We start from the raw sequence: 15,531 nt of genomic DNA, 5'->3' as shown, positions 1-15,531 counted from the left end.
CCCCATTATACCTCACATTTGTGAGAGAAGTTTGAAATCGCGCCATGCAAAAACCCCACCGCCAACCGATGGCGATGGGGGAACCGTTAATAAATCGGCGTGTTGTCTTTGTTCATATTTTCCAAAATCGCTTTGACGCGGGCAAGGAAGCGTCCACAAATGAGGCCATCCAAGACGCGGTGGTCAAGCGACAAGCATAAGTTGACCATGTCGCGGATGGCGATCATGCCGTTTTTGACGACGGGTCGTTTGACGATCGTTTCCACTTGCAAAATGGCCGCTTGCGGGTAGTTGATAATGCCCATCGACTGCACCGAGCCGAACGCGCCGGTGTTGTTGACGGTGAACGTGCCGCCCTGCATGTCTTCCGGGCGCAGTTTGCCGGCGCGCGTTTTCGCCGCCAGTTCAGCGATTTCACGGGCGATGCCTTTGATCGTTTTTTCATCGGCGTGCTTGATGACGGGCACGAACAAGGCGTCATCCGTCGCGACGGCGATCGAGATGTTGATGTCTTTGCGTTGAATGATCTTATCGCCCGCCCACGTCGAGTTCAGCTGCGGGAATTCTTTCAGCGCTTGGGTGACCGCCTTGACGAAGAAGGCGAAATACGTCAAATTGAAGCCTTCACGCCGCTTGAACTCGTCTTTGATGGCATCGCGGTAGGCGACAAGATCGGTGACGTCGACTTCGACCATCGTCCAAGCGTGCGGCGCTTCGTGTTTGCTGCGGAGCATGTTCGCGGCGATCGCTCTGCGCACCGGGGTGACCGGAATTTCGATGTCGCCCGCTCCGGCTTCGACGTTCGGGGCCGCTAGTTTGACCGGCGCTACTTGCGGCGCAGTTGGCGCGGCCGCGGCAGACGGTTGAGCCGCCGCGGCGGCTGTGGCCGGTTGTTCCGTTCTCGGTTCCGCTTTTGGCGCCGCTTGTTCCGCCGCCGGTGCCGCTCCCGCTTTCGGAATTTGGCCGGACTCAATGAGCTTCAGCAAATCTTTGCGCGTCACCCGCCCGCCAAGGCCGGTGCCTTCGACTTGTTCGAGGTCAATGCCGTGTTCCTGAGCCAAGCGGAGCACGGCCGGCGAATAGCGGCCGTTGTTTGCCCGGCCGGCCTTTTTCGGAGCGGCTGGCTTGGCGTTGTCTTCTGCTTTCGGCGCTTCATCCGCCGGCTTCGCTTCCGAAGCCGGTGCAGCGCCTTCGACTTCGATCGTGCAAATCGGCGCGCCGACTGGGAGCGTCTCCCCTTCTTTGGCGATCAGCTCGCGGATGACGCCGGCAAACGACGACGGAATTTCCGCGCTCACTTTATCGGTGATGACTTCAGCGATCGGGTCGTATTTGTTCACTTTGTCGCCCGGGGAAACGAGCCATTTGCTGATCGTGCCTTCCGTGACGCTTTCCCCGAGCTGAGGCATCGTCAATTGTTCGATGGCCACATCGATACCCTCCTATCTTGGCTGCAATGTCTTCGCCTCAAAACGCCGCTAATTCGCGCATCGCTTTTTCGACTTTTTCTGGATTGATCATAAAGAATTTTTCCATCGTCGGCGCATACGGCATGGCCGGAACGTCCGGGCCGGCGAGGCGCATAATCGGCGCGTCGAGATCAAACAAACAATGCTCCGCGATAATGGCGGCGACTTCGCTCATGACGCTGCCTTCTTTATTGTCTTCCGTAATAAGCAGCACTTTCCCCGTTTTGCTCGCCGCTTCGATGATCGCTTCTTTGTCAAGCGGGTAGACGGTGCGCAAATCGAGCAGATGGACGGAAATGCCGTCTTGTGCGACGCGTTCGGCCGCCTGCAAGGCAAAATGGACGCACAGCCCGTACGTGATGACCGTGATGTCCTCTCCTTCACGCTTGACATCAGCTTTGCCGATCGGCAATACGTAGTCGTCTTCCGGCACCTCTCCTTTAATGAGGCGATAGGCGCGTTTATGCTCGAAAAAGAGCACCGGATCTTCATCGCGAATCGCCGCTTTCAATAATCCTTTTACATCATACGGCGTCGACGGCATGACGATTTTCAGCCCCGGCTGGTTGGCGAAAATCGCTTCCACCGATTGAGAATGGTACAGAGCACCGTGAACACCGCCGCCGTATGGGGCGCGGATGACGATCGGGCAGTTCCAGTCGTTGTTCGAGCGGTAGCGAATGCGCGCCGCCTCCGAAATGATTTGGTTGACCGCCGGCATGATGAAGTCGGCAAACTGAATTTCCGCGATCGGGCGCAGACCGTACATCGCCGCGCCGATGCCGACGCCGACGATCGCCGATTCGGCAAGCGGCGTATCAATCACGCGCTCTTCGCCAAACTGCTCGTACAATCCTTGCGTCGCTTTGAACACTCCGCCTTTTCGGCCGACGTCTTCTCCTAACACAAACACGCGCGGGTCGCGCTCCATCTCTTCGCGAATTGCCATCGTGACCGCATCAATATAGGAAATAACAGGCATCGTCAAATCCCCTCCCTTACTCCTCGGCATACACGTAGCGAAGCGCGTGCTCCGGCTCGGCGTACGGCGCCTTCTCCGCGTAGTCGGTCGCTTCGTTCACTTCCTTCATGACGCGCGCTTGAATTTCTTCATCCCGTTCATCGGTCAAAACGCCCGTTTCTTTCAAATAGTTGGCAAATGTGATGATCGGGTCTTTGGCGCGCGCCTCGGCGAGCTCTTCTTCCGTCCGGTAGACGCGATGGTCGTCATCCGACGAGTGCGACGTCAGCCGATACGTCACCGCTTCAATCAACGTTGGCCCTTCGCCGCGGCGGGCGCGGTCGGCCGCTTCCTTGACGACGCGGTATACTTCAAGCGGATCGGTGCCGTCGACCGTATAGCCCGGCATGCCGTAACCGACAGCGCGGTCGGACACTTTTTCGCACGCGAGTTGTTTCGAAATCGGCACGGAAATGGCGTACTGGTTGTTTTCGCACATGAAGATGACCGGAAGCTTGTGAACACCGGCGAAGTTTGCCCCTTCATGGAAGTCGCCTTGGTTCGACGACCCTTCGCCAAAGGTGACAAAAGTGACAAAATCTTTCTTTTCCATTTTCGCCGCTAACGCAAAGCCGACCGCATGCGGCACTTGCGTCGTCACGGGCGAGGAGCCGGTGACGATCCGGTTTTTCTTTTGCCCGAAATGGCCAGGCATTTGCCGGCCTCCGGAGTTCGGGTCTTCCGCCTTGGCGAACGCCGCCAGCATCAATTCTCTCGCCGTCATGCCAAATGTCAGCACAACCCCCATATCGCGGTAGTACGGCAGTACATAGTCCTTCGTCCGATCGAGGGCGAACGCCGCGCCGACTTGCGCCGCTTCCTGCCCTTGGCACGAGATGACGAACGGAATTTTTCCGGCGCGGTTTAACAGCCACATCCGCTCATCGAGCTTGCGGGCGAGAAGCATTGTTTCATACATTTCCAACACCGTGTCATCGCTTAATCCGAGCGCTTGATGACGGTTTTGCGCCATCACAACAACCTCCCTTAGATTCACATAGTCAACCAATGATCACGCGCCAAGCTCATGCCGCCACGAACTAAAAATGAATCGCTTTGCCATCGACCGCCAGCGCCGCTTCCGCCATGGCCTCTGACAGCGTCGGATGCGGGTGGATCGCATGGGCCACTTCCCACGGAGCTGCATCAAGCACGCGGGCGAGCCCGGCTTCGGAAATCAAATCGGTCACGTGCGGCCCGACCATATGGACGCCAAGCAGATCGTCCGTGTTCCGGTCGGCGATGAGTTTCACAAACCCTTCCGCCTCACCGAACACAAGCGCCTTGCCAATGGCTTTAAACGGAAATTTGCCGATTTTGACATCATAGCCTTTCGCTTTCGCCTCTTGTTCGGTTAAGCCGACCGCCGCCGCTTCTGGACGGGTGTAAATGCAGCGGGGCACCATCGAATAGTCAATCGGCGCTGGATTGCGCCCGGCCAAATGCTCAATGGCGACAATCCCTTCATGGGCAGCGACATGGGCCAGCTGCAGGCCGCCGATGACATCACCGATTGCGTAAATGTGCGATTCTTTCGTTTGGCCGAACTCGTTTGTTTGAATATATCCCTTCTCCACAACAATTTCGGTGTTTTCAAGACCAATTCCTTCAATGTTCGCCTGACGCCCGATGGAAACGAGCATCTTGTCGGCCGCAAACGTTTTCCGCTCGCCTTGATGCTCCGCTTGGATCGTGACGCCGTTTCCTTTCTCGAGCGTTTCCGTGAGCACCCGCGCCCCTGTGACGATGTTGACGCCGCGGCGGCGGAGCAGTTTTTCCATTTCTTTTGAGACATCTTCATCTTCTGTCGGCAAAATGCGATCGGCATACTCAAGCACGGTGACCTCCACACCGAAATCGTTGAGCATCGACGCCCATTCCATGCCGATGACGCCGCCCCCGACGATCAAGATAGACGACGGAAGCACCTCCATTTGCAGCGCCTCATCCGATGTCATCACGAATTCGCCGTCCGGCTCAAGCCCCGGTAGCGTGCGCGGCCGCGAACCAGTGGCAATGACGACGAATTTCGGGACAAGCATTTCGTTTTCGCTGCCGTCGTTCATCTCAACCGACACCGTCCCCGGCAGCGGGGAAAAGATCGACGGGCCGAGCAGGCGGCCGATGCCGGCGTACACATCGATCTTCCCTTTTTTCATCAAATGCTGCACACCTTTATGGAGCTGGTCGACAATCGTCGCTTTGCGCGCCTGCACTTTCGCGAAATCAAGGCGCACATCACCGGCGATGACGCCAAACGCCTCGCTATTTTTCGTTTGCGCGTACACTTCCGCACTGCGGAGCAGCGCTTTGGACGGAATGCAGCCGGCGTGCAGGCACGTGCCGCCGAGCTTCCCTTTTTCGACAACCGCCGTTTTCAAGCCGAGCTGCGAGGCGCGAATAGCGGCCACATAGCCACCTGTGCCGCCGCCGAGAATGACGACATCGTATTCTTTTGCCATCTTGTCTTCCCCTTTCTCATCCGTTGCCGCATCAATGCCGGACTGAAACCGGCGAAGCCGCTTCACCCTGAATACGTTTTTTCCTCTTCTTCGCCGCGCAGGACGCGAAGCGCCCCTTCGGCAAGCGCCTGCAGTTCGTTTTCGCCCGGATGGACGATGACATCGGCGATCCATTGCACGCGGCGAGTGATTCGTTCGACAAACGATTTGCCATACGCCAACCCGCCGGTCAAAATGATGGCGTCCACTTTGCCCGCCAATACGGCGCTTGCCGCGCCGATTTCTTTCGCCACTTGGTACGCCATCGCCTCATAGACGAGCTTGGCCTTTTCATCGCCGGCTTCGATCATGTTCTCGACTTTCACCGCATCGTTCGTGCCCAAATACCCGACAAGTCCGCCTTGACCGACGAGCATGCGCATCACTTCCTCGCGATAGTAGTCGCCCGAGAAGCATAGCGCCACCAAATCGCCGGCCGGCACCGTCCCGGCACGCTCCGGGCTGAACGGGCCTTCGCCGTCAAGCCCGTTGTTCACGTCCACCACCCGCCCTTGCTTATGGGCGCCGACCGTGATGCCGCCGCCCATATGAGCGACGATCAAGTTCAGTTCGTCATACCGCTTGCCAAGCTGCTTGGCGACGCGGCGCGCGACCGCTTTTTGGTTTAGGGCGTGGAAAATGCTGCGCCGCTCAATGAGCGGAAAGCCGCTGATCCGGGCGATTGGCTCAAGCTCATCGACGACGACCGGGTCGACGATAAACGCCGGGATGTTTAAGGCCGAGGCGATCTCATGCGCCAAAATGCCGCCGAGATTGGAGGCGTGCTGTCCCGAATAACCGCGGCGCAAATCTTCAAGCATTGCCTCATTGACGCGGTACGTCCCGCCTTCGATCGGGCGGAGGAGTCCACCGCGGCCGCAGACGGCGTTCAACTTCGATAAATTGATCCCTTCTTCATCGAGAGCTTGCAAAATCGTTTGTTTACGAAACTCATACTGATCCGCAATCGTTTTATATTGCCGAAGCACCTCCGCCTCGTGGCGGATCGTTTTTTCGAGCAATGGCCGTTCGTTTTCAAAGACGCCGATTTTCGTTGACGTCGAACCTGGATTGATCGTTAAAATGCGGAACTTCTGCTCTTGCATCGTTGTCGTCCCTCCGTCATCCGCCGGCGGGGCGGAGGCCGCCCCGCGCCGCTGTTAGCGGGCGCGACGGCGGCTTAAAATATGGTGACCATTTTGCAAAAATTGACTGCGCGCTTTGCGCATCGTTTCAATCCGTTCTTCCGCCATCCGGTCGGCGGCCACATACGTTGGAATGTTGTCGCGCTTGGCGATGGCAAACACTTTTTCGATGTTGTCATAAATTTGCTCGATTTTTTTCATCGCCCGTTCCCGATTGTAGCCGTACAGTTCGTCCGCGACATTGATGACGCCGCCGGCGTTGATCACATAATCCGGGGCATAGACGATGCCCATTTCATGGATGATGTCGCCATGGCGCGGCTCTTTCAGCTGGTTGTTCGCCGATCCGGCGATCACTTTCGCTTTCAGTTGCGGAATCGTTTGATCGTTGATGATGCCGCCGAGCGCGCATGGAGCAAAAATGTCGCACTCCACGCCGTAAATGTCGTTCGGGTCGACCGCTTTCGCTCCGAATTCCTCGACCGCGCGCGCCACCGCTTCCTTGTTGATGTCAGTCACGATGAGTTTCGCTCCTTCTTCGTGCAAATGGCGGCACAAATGATACGCGACATTGCCGACTCCTTGGACGGCGACGACTTTTCCTTCGAGCGAATCGCTGCCGAACGCCTCTTTTGCCGCCGCCTTCATGCCGCGGTATACGCCGTAGGCGGTCGCCGGCGATGGGTTGCCGGATGAGCCGAATTCGGGCGAAATGCCGGTGACATAGTCGGTTTCTTGATAGATGATATCCATATCGGCGACGGTCGTGCCGACGTCTTCCGCCGTGATGTAGCGGCCGTTCAGCCCTTGAATGAAGCGGCCGAACGCCCGGAACATCGCTTCGTTTTTATCTTTGCGCGGGTCGCCGATGATGACCGTTTTGCCCCCGCCCAAGTTGAGGCCGGCGGCCGCGTTTTTGTACGTCATGCCGCGGGCGAGGCGCAAGGCGTCTTCAAGCGCTTCTTCTTCCGAATTGTACATCCACATGCGCGTCCCGCCGAGCGCCGGGCCGAGCGTTGTGTCATGAATGGCAATGATCGCTTTCAAACCCGATTCTTTATCTTGGCAAAACAGCACTTGCTCATAATCGTAAGTTTCCATATATTTGAACAATTCCATCTCAGATGGCCTCCTTCTTTTCATTTCACTGCCGAACAGATGGCGAGCGCCAACGAATACAGTTTGCTTTCCGCCGAGTCGGCGCGCGACGTCAAGACGATCGGCGCCTTCGCCCCGGCGATGACCGCGCCGACTTTGGCTTTTGCAAAGTAGACGAGCGACTTGTACAACATGTTGCCGGATTCAATGTCCGGCACGAGCAAAATATCAGCCTGTCCAGCCACTTCGCTTTCAATTCGTTTATGCTTCGCCGCCGTCATAGACACTGCATTGTCCAAGGCAAGCGGCCCGTCAAGCAGGCAATGTTCGATTTGTCCCCGCTTTTGCATCATCGCGAGCGCCGCTGCATCGACGGTTGCCGGCATGGCCGGATTGACCGTCTCCACCGCCGCCAGCGCCGCGACTTTCGGACGCTCGATGCCGATGGAACGCGCCACGCTGACGGCATTGTTCACAATTTGCACTTTTTGCTCGAGATCGGGGGCGATGTTCATGGCCGCGTCGGTCACGATGATCAGCCGTTCGAACGCCGGCACGTCAAACACCGCGACATGGGACAACACCTTTCCTGTGCGCAGCCCGTATTCTTTGTTCAAGACGGCTTTCAGCAAGGTTGCCGTCGGTACGTGCCCTTTCATTAAGGCATCTGCTTCATTCAAATGAACGGCGCGCACCGCCAGTTCGGCCGCTTGGGCGACCGAATTGGTGTGAACGATGTCGACATCGGCAAAACGCGCCCCCCCTTTTTCTTTGAGCAACCGTCCGATTCGCTCCCGGTCTCCGTACAGCACAAACCGGCCGAGGCGATGCTCGAGCGCCATCGCCACCGCTTCGATCACTTCCTCATCCTCGGCGGCGGCCACGGCCACCGTCCGACCTTGACATTGACTTGCTTCCTCGATTAATGTGTTCGACTTCATCGTCTGCACCAACCTTTTCTGCCAATCCGTCGAGGCAGTTTTATCATACCCGCTTTTTCGTTCCTTGACAAATGACGGATAACGGTTATGATAATCGGTGAAGTGATTTCTGCTAGGAAAGGGACGCGATCGCGATGGGGCGAATGATTGCGCTGTTCATTTTAGTCGTTCCGGGGCTGGCGGCGGCGCTCGGCATTAAATGGATGCGCGATGCGTTGTTTGGCATCATGCAGCCGCCGTTTGCCGCCTTATGGCTGCAATTTCTCGCCGGGCTTGTGCTGTTTGCAGCCGGGTTGGCGTTTATTGGCGGGTTTTTGCTGCACCGCGACCGAAAACGGAACAAAGTGCAGGCGCGTTTTCAACGAAAACGAAAAACGCCTTGATTCGGAATTGGAAACCATCTATTTCAAGGAAAGCCAAAAAACGCCTTAACGGTTTTCGTTAAGGCGTTTTCTCTTTCCATTCCTTCGCTTGACGCGGATAGTCGGTGAAAATCGCATCCACTTTATAGGCGAACATCGTCTTCGCCGTTTTCGGCTTGTTCACCGTAAAGGGCCGGACTGCGACGCCGCGGCGCCGCGCATCCGCGGCGAAGTCCGCCGTCACCGTTCGGTGGTACGGATGCACCCCGCCTGCGTTCATCGCCTGCACATACGTCCACGGGTCATAGAGCGGCTCCATATAAAGAAGCGCCGTTTCGATCTCCGGCGCCAACTGGCGGCAAAGACGCATGCTGTTATGGTTGAACGATGAGAAAATCGTCCGGTTCTCGAGCCCATAGCGGCGCACAACGGCGATCACCTTTTGCTCAAGCCTTTCATAAGCCACGAGGCTGTTTTTCAGCTCAATGTTGACTAAAAGCCGTGTCGGCGCCAGCCAGGCGAGCACTTCCTCGAGATGGGGAATCGGGCAATGGCCGTAACGGCCGTCCCATTTCGCTGCTGCGTTGAACTTGCGGAGTTCGCGGTATAGGATGTCTTTGACCCAGCCGCTGCCGTCCGTCGTCCGGTCGACCGTTTCGTCATGAATGACGACCGGTTCGCCGTCTTTCGTCAGCTGCACATCGAGCTCAATGCCATCCGCCCCCGCCTTCAGCGCTTCTTCAAACGCTGCCATCGTATTTTCCGGGTGGGTTCCCGCCGCTCCGCGGTGGGCAAAAATATATGTCATGCCGTTTCTTCCTTTCCCATATAATTCGCCATTTGGCCGACAAAGCTGGCCGAATGCGGCAGTGATCGGTTATACTAAAAGTAATGTATGAGGCACTGGAGGGGAAGATGATGCAGCCGCTGAAAATTTCCTTGGAGACGGCGCAAAAGCTGGCAAAAGCGCTCGGCGTGCCGATCGAGCAAGTGATGCACATGCCGCCGCATATTTTGATGAAAAAATTGCTCGAACTTGAGAAAAAGGAAACAGAGCATGACGAACCGTAGCGGCCCGCCCTCATCAACGGGTGGCTTGGCGTTTCGAGTAGGCGCCCGGCCGCAAAAAAGGCCGGCGCCAAAAAGCCGGTCAACCGCTTTTTCGGCCCGCCTCTTTTGCCTTCACCGCGTTCCGCCCTTTATGACGCTTTATGCTCAAGCCGCAGTTTGTCGGCCACCATGGCGATGAATTCGGAGTTGGTCGGTTTGGCTTTCGAGACGCTGACCGTATAGCCGAACAGCGATGAGATCGAGTCGAGATTGCCGCGGCTCCAGGCGACTTCGATCGCATGGCGGATCGCCCGTTCGACCCGGCTTGCCGTTGTGTTGTATTTTTTGGCGATGTCCGGGTACAGCACTTTCGTGATCGAGCCGAGCAGCTCGATGTCGTGATAGACCATGGCGATGGCCTCGCGCAAATACAAATAGCCTTTAATGTGGGCTGGAACGCCGATTTCATGGATGATGCTCGTAATGCTCGCGTCCAAGTTTTTCGGCTTGTTGTCGCGCACTTGGGGCGCCGGGGCTGCTTTCCTCACAACCGGCGTCGTTTTACCGTAAACTTGCCGAATATGGTGGGCTAAGTTTTCCATGTCAAACGGCTTTAAAATGAAATAGGAAGCCCCGAGTTCAACCGCCTTTTTCGTCACGTCTTCCTGGCCGAACGCCGTCAGCATAATGACATTGGGCTGATGTTCGAAGCCGGCGCGGATTCTCTCCAAAACAGCCAGTCCGTCCAAATGCGGCATAATGATGTCCAACAGCAAAATATCCGGCCGCTTTTCCTCAAGCATCTGCAGGCAGTCCTGGCCGTTGTACGCCGTGCCGATCACTTCCATGTCCGGCTGGCTCGAAATATATTCATCAAGCAATGACACCAATTCGCGATTATCGTCGGCAATACACACTTTAATGCTCAACTTGATCGTCCTCCCCCACATTTTCTTCCTATGTAACTTTCCGTTAACGTACATTCGACAACAGCAGCAAAAAATCCTTTTCTTTTTCACAAATTAATGCAAAATAAAAATTATAGCAAAAAATGAGCTCTTTAGACAATATTCGTTTTTTTAACCATGTATTTGTCGAAAAATCTTTACATGTTCCATTTTAACGGATGTTTCACCAAATATCTATGCCCAATCGGCAAAATATTTGCCGTCTTTTTTGAAAAATTTTTGGGCTGCAAAAAAAGCGAGCTGACTCGCGGTCAGCTCGCCTTTTTTTGACGGCCATATAGATCGATTCCTGCTTCTTGCAGCATCCATTCAATATGGACGCCGTATCCCGATGTCGGATCGTTGACAAACACATGCGTCACCGCACCGACAAGTTTGCCATTTTGAATGATCGGGCTGCCGCTCATGCCTTGAACGATGCCGCCCGTTTTCTTGAGCAGGCGCGGATCGGTGACGCGGATGACGAGTCCTTTTGTGGCTGGAAACTTTTGTGGAACGTTGCTGACAATTTCAACATCAAATTGCTCCACCTTGTCGTTTTCGACCACTGTCAATATTGTTGCCGGTCCTTCTTTCACCTGGCTGGCCAAAGCGATCGGAATCGGTTTCGTGAATGGGCTGTCCGGCAATGGCTTTGTCAGTTTACCAAAAATGCCAAACGGACTGTTATTCGTCACCGTGCCGATCATCTCTTCGCCATCGGAGAAGCGGGCTAACTTTTCGCCTGGATTGCCGCTCGTCCCTTTTTCAATGGAGGTGACGGTCGAGCGCATAATTTGCCCATTTTGCACCAAAATCGGCTTTTTCGTATCCATGTCGGAAATGACATGGCCGAGCGCACCGTACGTTTTCGATTTTGGGTCATAGAACGTCATCGTCCCGATGCCGGCGGCGGAATCACGGATATACAAGCCGATGCGGTACACGTCGTCATGCTTGTCTTTCAGCGGAACGAGCTTCGCTGTGACGGAGTGCTGATCGCGCAGAATGGTGAGATGAAGCGGTTTTCCGGTTTTGCCGGCTTCCTCAATGAAAGGGGAGAGATCGCTCATGTTTTCAATTTTTTGCCCGTTAATGGCGGTGATCACGTCGCCGATTTGGATGCCGGCCGCCTCCCCCGGGGACTTCTTTCCGTTTTCTGTTTCGACTAAGTGGTAGCCGACCACAAGCACCCCAACCGTATTGAGTTTGACGCCGATCGATTGCCCGCCGGGGATGACTTTCAGCGTCGGTAGCACGTTGACATCCACTTGTTTAATCGGCATTCCGGCGACCTGCAAAACCAACGTTTCTTCTCCGCGCTGTTTCGCCTTTACAGACCACGAACCGTTTTTTTGCTCAACATTGAGCGTTTCGGGAGCGTTTCGGTCATGGACGGCCGCTTGCACCGGAAGGGCTGACGCCCGAAATTCGACCGTATCGCCTTCAAACAGCACAAGCTGCTTTGGAATTTGCCAATATTCTTTCATCGGTTTGGCAAAACCGATCGCCATCAGCATGCCTAGGAGAAGCACTCCTGCTATGTTTCGGGCCATTTCTTTCTTCAATGTCGTTCACTCTCCTCGCTCCCGCCTACACCATACAAAAACGGTTACAGTTTTAATTTTGCCTGAACAGGGGAAAATATAATCGCAACGCTTATAAAAAAAGCTGCCCGGATTGGATGGACTTTCATCCGGGCAGCCCATTGCCTCGCAGCGGGGGCAACGGCCCGACGGGGGACGGACAGCAAGGCTATCGCTTCATTTTCGCCGCCAGCTCGAGCAGCTCTTTGGCATGCTGCTTCGTCAGTTCGGTCATCTCCACGCCGGAAATCATCCGTCCGATTTCCTTCACCTTCTCCTCCTCATCGAGCTTTTTCACGGCCGTTTTGGTCCGCGTTCCGTCCGTTTCCTTCACGATCAACAGATGCGTGTCCGCCATGGCGGCGACTTGCGGCAGGTGGGAAATGCAAAGCACTTGCGACTGGCTGGCGATACGGTAAATTTTTTCGGCGATCGCCTGGGCGACCCGGCCGCTGACGCCGGTGTCGACTTCATCAAAAATAATCGATGTCACGCCTTGGTGTTTCGAAAAAATCGTCTTCAATGCGAGCATAATGCGCGACAGCTCGCCGCCTGAAGCAGTTTTGGCAAGCGGCTTCAGCGGCTCGCCGACGTTCGTCGACAGGTAAAATTCGACAACATCGATGCCGTCTTCCGCAAATTTGACCGGCACGCCGTCGACCAGCGGGGCGTCGAGCGGACCTTCGCGTTTGGCGAAGACGATGTCAAACTGCGTTTTTTCCATGTACAAATCTTTCAATTCTTGCTGAATGCGCTCAATCAGCTGCCGGGCGTACGCCTGGCGGATGCTGGTCACCTTTTTCGCCTCGGCAAGCAATTTGCCGGTCACGTCGGCAAGCTGCCGCTCGAGGTCGTGCACATGCATGTCGCGGTTTTCAATCGTCTCGATTTCTTCGGCGATCGCTTCGGCATACTGCAAAATATCGGCGATCGTCGCTCCGTACTTCCGTTTTAATTGCTGGATTTCCGCGAGGCGGCTTTCAATGGCGTCAAGCCGCATCGGGTCGTATTCAAGCTCCTCAAGTTGGTCGCGCAGCCTATACATGACTTCCTCGAGCAAATAGTAGCTGTTGGCCACCATTTCATGCGCCTCTTTAAGTTCCGCGTCCATCGCAGCGACGTCCTCGAGATGGCCCATCGCCTGGCCGACCGAATCCAAGCCGCGTCCTTCGCCGGCGAGCGCTTCGTAGCTATGCTGAATGGCTTGATAAATTTTTTGGAAATTCACAATCCGCACTTTTTCTTCCATCAGCCGCTCGTCTTCGCCAATCTCGAGCCCGGCTTGTTCGATTTCGCGCAGCTGAAACGTCAGCAAATCGAGCCGATGCGCCATTTGCTGCTCATTTTCACTCAGCTTTTTCAACTTTTTTACCAACGCTTCACGCTCTTCATACAGAGCGCGATAACGCGCCAGCGCCGCCGCCGTTTCCGCGCCGCCAAACTCATCGAGAAGCGGCAGATGACGGGATGGATCCATCAGCTCTTGATGCTCATGCTGACCGTGAATATCGACGAGCGTCGAACCGATGTCGCGCAGCACGGCGGTGGTGACGAGCTTGCCGTTGATGCGGCAGATGCTTTTGCCGCTCGCCAAAATGTCGCGGCGGAGCACCACCATCCCATCGCTGACATCAACGCCAATGTCCGCACATTTTTGGCAGCATGGATGGCGGTCGTCATCAAGCAAAAACAGCCCTTCAATTTCGGCCTTCTCTGCGCCGAAACGGACGAACTCAGACGAACCGCGCCCGCCGATGAGCAAATGAATGGCGTCGATGATGATCGACTTGCCGGCCCCTGTTTCGCCCGTCAACACCGTCAGCCCTTTATCAAACGACAACGAGAGCGATTCGATAATCGCGAAATTTTTAATCGACAGTTCAGCGAGCATTCCATCCTCCCCTTGAACGCTGGAATGGCGCCTGCCTTGTCCAGGCTGCCTTAATGATAAAACACGTGTTCACATCCCAACAAAGGACCGTCCCCGTTTGTTCCTCTCTCTGACGCAGAGGAAAGTCGGGCCGGTCCTCGGTTAAAGCATGGACAGCAGCTGGTTCGACACTTTTTTGGCGTCTTTTGGCGTCCGGCAGATGATTAAACACGTATCGTCGCCGCAAATCGTACCGACGATTTCGTCCCAGTCCAAGTTATCGAGCAGAACGCCGATGGCGTGGGCGTTGCCCGGCAGCGTCCGCAGCACGAGCAAGTTTCCGGTTCCGTCAAGCTTAATGAACACGTCAACGAGCGCCCGCTTCAGTTTTTGCAGCGGGTTGAAGCGCTGATCGGACGGAAGGCTGTACTTATAGCGGCCGTTGGCCATCGGCACTTTGACAAGCTGCATCTCCTTAATGTCGCGCGAGACGGTCGCCTGTGTGACGTTGAAGCCGGCTTCCCTCAGCCGGTCGACCAGCTCGTCTTGCGTCTCGATGTCGTTGTTCATGATAATCTCGCGAATTTTAATATGCCTTTGCCCTTTGTTCAAATCGCGCCACCTCCTCGTTCCCTAAGATGCGCAGTCGCGGCTCCGTCCGGCTGGGGGCGGGACTTCTTTCCGACGGTTGCTTAGGCGCCGTTTTCTTCCCCCTCTTTAAGGCTGAGGCGGGCGTGCGCTTCGCTGACGACGTCTGCAATCGGCTTGGCGAGCCGGTTTTCGCCTTCCCGCTCTTCGCCGGAATAGACGGCATGAAGCAAAAACTCGATATTGCCGTCGCCGCCGGTGATCGGCGAGTACGACAAATGAAGAACATCGAACCGTTCCGCGCAGGCAAACTGAACGATCGACTCCAGCACGTCGCGATGAACGGCCGGATCGCGGACGATTCCTTTTTTGCCAACCTTTTCTTTCCCTGCTTCAAACTGCGGTTTGACAAGCGCAATAACATCGCCGCCTGGAACGATGACCGTCTTGACGACCGGCAAAATGAGCTGAAGTGAAATAAACGACACATCGATGACCGCCACTTCCGGCAGCCCTTTTGTAAACAAATCCGGCGTCGCGTAGCGAAAGTTCGTCCGCTCCATGACGACGACGCGCTCATCTTGACGCAGCTTCCAGGCAAGCTGGTTGTAGCCGACATCGACCGCATAGGACAGTTTCGCTCCATGCTGCAAGGCGCAATCGGTGAAGCCGCCGGTCGAGGCGCCGATATCGAGGACAATTTTTCCTTTAACGCTGATCTGAAATTCGCGCAACGCTTTTTCGAGCTTCAAGCCGCCGCGGCTGACGTACGGGAGCGGGTTGCCTTTCACTTCAAGCGGGATATCCGTTGGCACTTTCTCTCCGGGCTTGTCGAGCCGGATGTCGTTCGAGTAGACGAGGCCGGCCATGATCGCCCGCTTCGCTTTTTCACGCGTTTCCGCCAGCCCGCGTTCAACAAGCAGCACATCGAGCCGTTCTTTTTTCCCTTTCAT

At 55.8% G+C, this 15,531-nt stretch carries 15 protein-coding genes; 2 read left to right on the top strand and 13 right to left on the bottom strand.

The features are described 5' to 3' along the window. Nucleotides 1–86 precede the first annotated feature (86 nt). The 7 genes from NSS88_RS14185 to yqiS form a co-directional block, all read right to left on the bottom strand. Nucleotides 87–1,430: a dihydrolipoamide acetyltransferase family protein gene (locus tag NSS88_RS14185; RefSeq protein WP_049626385.1), complete on the bottom strand. Its 1,344-nt coding sequence runs from the start codon at nucleotides 1,428–1,430 to the stop codon at nucleotides 87–89. 37 nt (nucleotides 1,431–1,467) lie between these two features. Further along, nucleotides 1,468–2,451 (bottom strand): alpha-ketoacid dehydrogenase subunit beta, encoded by a 984-nt coding sequence (locus NSS88_RS14180; protein ID WP_055358020.1) that lies wholly within the window; start codon nucleotides 2,449–2,451, stop codon nucleotides 1,468–1,470. Nucleotides 2,452–2,467: 16 nt separating this feature from the next. Next, a complete protein-coding gene (locus NSS88_RS14175) occupies nucleotides 2,468–3,463 on the bottom strand; it encodes a thiamine pyrophosphate-dependent dehydrogenase E1 component subunit alpha (RefSeq protein ID WP_061580537.1) in 996 nt (331 codons plus the stop codon). Between the two features lie 67 nt (nucleotides 3,464–3,530). Beyond that, entirely contained in the window at nucleotides 3,531–4,952 is a 1,422-nt protein-coding gene (gene lpdA / locus NSS88_RS14170) for a dihydrolipoyl dehydrogenase (protein ID WP_055358093.1), read from the bottom strand. Nucleotides 4,953–5,014: 62 nt separating this feature from the next. Further along, on the bottom strand, nucleotides 5,015–6,097 hold the full coding sequence (buk, locus tag NSS88_RS14165; RefSeq protein ID WP_055358018.1) for a butyrate kinase: 1,083 nt from the start codon (nucleotides 6,095–6,097) through the stop codon (nucleotides 5,015–5,017). Between the two features lie 54 nt (nucleotides 6,098–6,151). Further along, nucleotides 6,152–7,255, bottom strand: coding sequence for a leucine dehydrogenase (locus NSS88_RS14160; RefSeq protein ID WP_033009431.1), 1,104 nt, complete (start codon nucleotides 7,253–7,255; stop codon nucleotides 6,152–6,154). A 20-nt stretch (nucleotides 7,256–7,275) separates the two neighbouring features. Beyond that, nucleotides 7,276–8,175, bottom strand: coding sequence for a phosphate butyryltransferase (yqiS, locus tag NSS88_RS14155; protein ID WP_055358017.1), 900 nt, complete (start codon nucleotides 8,173–8,175; stop codon nucleotides 7,276–7,278). Between the two features lie 134 nt (nucleotides 8,176–8,309). Between yqiS and NSS88_RS14150 the strand changes: the two genes are divergently transcribed. After that, entirely contained in the window at nucleotides 8,310–8,558 is a 249-nt protein-coding gene (locus tag NSS88_RS14150; protein WP_033009427.1) for a DUF2627 domain-containing protein, read from the top strand. Nucleotides 8,559–8,616: 58 nt separating this feature from the next. On the opposite strand, the gene NSS88_RS14145 is transcribed toward NSS88_RS14150, so the two are convergent. Further along, nucleotides 8,617–9,345, bottom strand: coding sequence for a glycerophosphodiester phosphodiesterase (locus tag NSS88_RS14145; protein ID WP_033009425.1), 729 nt, complete (start codon nucleotides 9,343–9,345; stop codon nucleotides 8,617–8,619). A gap of 110 nt (nucleotides 9,346–9,455) precedes the next feature. On the opposite strand from NSS88_RS14145, the gene NSS88_RS14140 reads away from it, so the two are divergent. Next, the gene (locus NSS88_RS14140) at nucleotides 9,456–9,608 is read left to right on the top strand and encodes a YycC family protein (RefSeq protein ID WP_064502501.1); all 153 of its coding nucleotides are present in this window, start codon (nucleotides 9,456–9,458) and stop codon (nucleotides 9,606–9,608) included. Between the two features lie 128 nt (nucleotides 9,609–9,736). Here the strand turns inward: NSS88_RS14140 and spo0A are convergent, their stop codons facing one another. The 5 genes from spo0A to NSS88_RS14115 all read right to left on the bottom strand — a co-directional run bounded on the left by spo0A (nucleotide 9,737) and on the right by NSS88_RS14115 (nucleotide 15,531). Next, the gene (spo0A, locus tag NSS88_RS14135) at nucleotides 9,737–10,516 is read right to left on the bottom strand and encodes a sporulation transcription factor Spo0A (protein WP_049626131.1); all 780 of its coding nucleotides are present in this window, start codon (nucleotides 10,514–10,516) and stop codon (nucleotides 9,737–9,739) included. Nucleotides 10,517–10,806: 290 nt separating this feature from the next. Further along, the gene (gene spoIVB / locus NSS88_RS14130) at nucleotides 10,807–12,102 is read right to left on the bottom strand and encodes a SpoIVB peptidase (RefSeq protein WP_081106590.1); all 1,296 of its coding nucleotides are present in this window, start codon (nucleotides 12,100–12,102) and stop codon (nucleotides 10,807–10,809) included. A 187-nt stretch (nucleotides 12,103–12,289) separates the two neighbouring features. Next, on the bottom strand, nucleotides 12,290–14,011 hold the full coding sequence (gene recN, locus NSS88_RS14125; protein ID WP_033009423.1) for a DNA repair protein RecN: 1,722 nt from the start codon (nucleotides 14,009–14,011) through the stop codon (nucleotides 12,290–12,292). Nucleotides 14,012–14,152: 141 nt separating this feature from the next. Then, complete coding sequence (gene ahrC, locus NSS88_RS14120) at nucleotides 14,153–14,602, bottom strand: transcriptional regulator AhrC/ArgR (protein ID WP_033016443.1); 450 nt, start codon at nucleotides 14,600–14,602, stop codon at nucleotides 14,153–14,155. Nucleotides 14,603–14,682: 80 nt separating this feature from the next. Then, on the bottom strand, nucleotides 14,683–15,531 hold the full coding sequence (locus NSS88_RS14115; protein WP_341085114.1) for a TlyA family RNA methyltransferase: 849 nt from the start codon (nucleotides 15,529–15,531) through the stop codon (nucleotides 14,683–14,685).

The sequence above is a fragment of the Geobacillus sp. FSL W8-1251 genome (assembly GCF_038005945.1).
Classification (GTDB): Bacteria; Bacillota; Bacilli; order Bacillales; family Anoxybacillaceae; genus Geobacillus; species Geobacillus stearothermophilus.
The sequence above is the reverse complement of the archived record's forward strand: the minus strand, read 5'-3'. Positions and strand labels throughout refer to the sequence as shown.

Bases quoted from the DNA above. Each gene is read 5' to 3' on its own strand.
- NSS88_RS14160 (WP_033009431.1), bottom strand. From the start codon at position 7,255: ATGGAATTGTTCAAATATATGGAAACTTACGATTATGAGCAAGTGCTG.
- NSS88_RS14180 (WP_055358020.1), bottom strand. From the start codon at position 2,451: ATGCCTGTTATTTCCTATATTGATGCGGTCACGATGGCAATTCGCGAA.
- buk (WP_055358018.1), bottom strand. From the start codon at position 6,097: ATGCAAGAGCAGAAGTTCCGCATTTTAACGATCAATCCAGGTTCGACG.
- NSS88_RS14140 (WP_064502501.1), top strand. From the start codon at position 9,456: ATGCAGCCGCTGAAAATTTCCTTGGAGACGGCGCAAAAGCTGGCAAAA.
- recN (WP_033009423.1), bottom strand. From the start codon at position 14,011: ATGCTCGCTGAACTGTCGATTAAAAATTTCGCGATTATCGAATCGCTC.
- lpdA (WP_055358093.1), bottom strand. From the start codon at position 4,952: ATGGCAAAAGAATACGATGTCGTCATTCTCGGCGGCGGCACAGGTGGC.
- NSS88_RS14175 (WP_061580537.1), bottom strand. From the start codon at position 3,463: ATGGCGCAAAACCGTCATCAAGCGCTCGGATTAAGCGATGACACGGTG.
- NSS88_RS14150 (WP_033009427.1), top strand. From the start codon at position 8,310: ATGGGGCGAATGATTGCGCTGTTCATTTTAGTCGTTCCGGGGCTGGCG.
- NSS88_RS14145 (WP_033009425.1), bottom strand. From the start codon at position 9,345: ATGACATATATTTTTGCCCACCGCGGAGCGGCGGGAACCCACCCGGAA.
- NSS88_RS14115 (WP_341085114.1), bottom strand. From the start codon at position 15,531: ATGAAAGGGAAAAAAGAACGGCTCGATGTGCTGCTTGTTGAACGCGGG.
- yqiS (WP_055358017.1), bottom strand. From the start codon at position 8,175: ATGAAGTCGAACACATTAATCGAGGAAGCAAGTCAATGTCAAGGTCGG.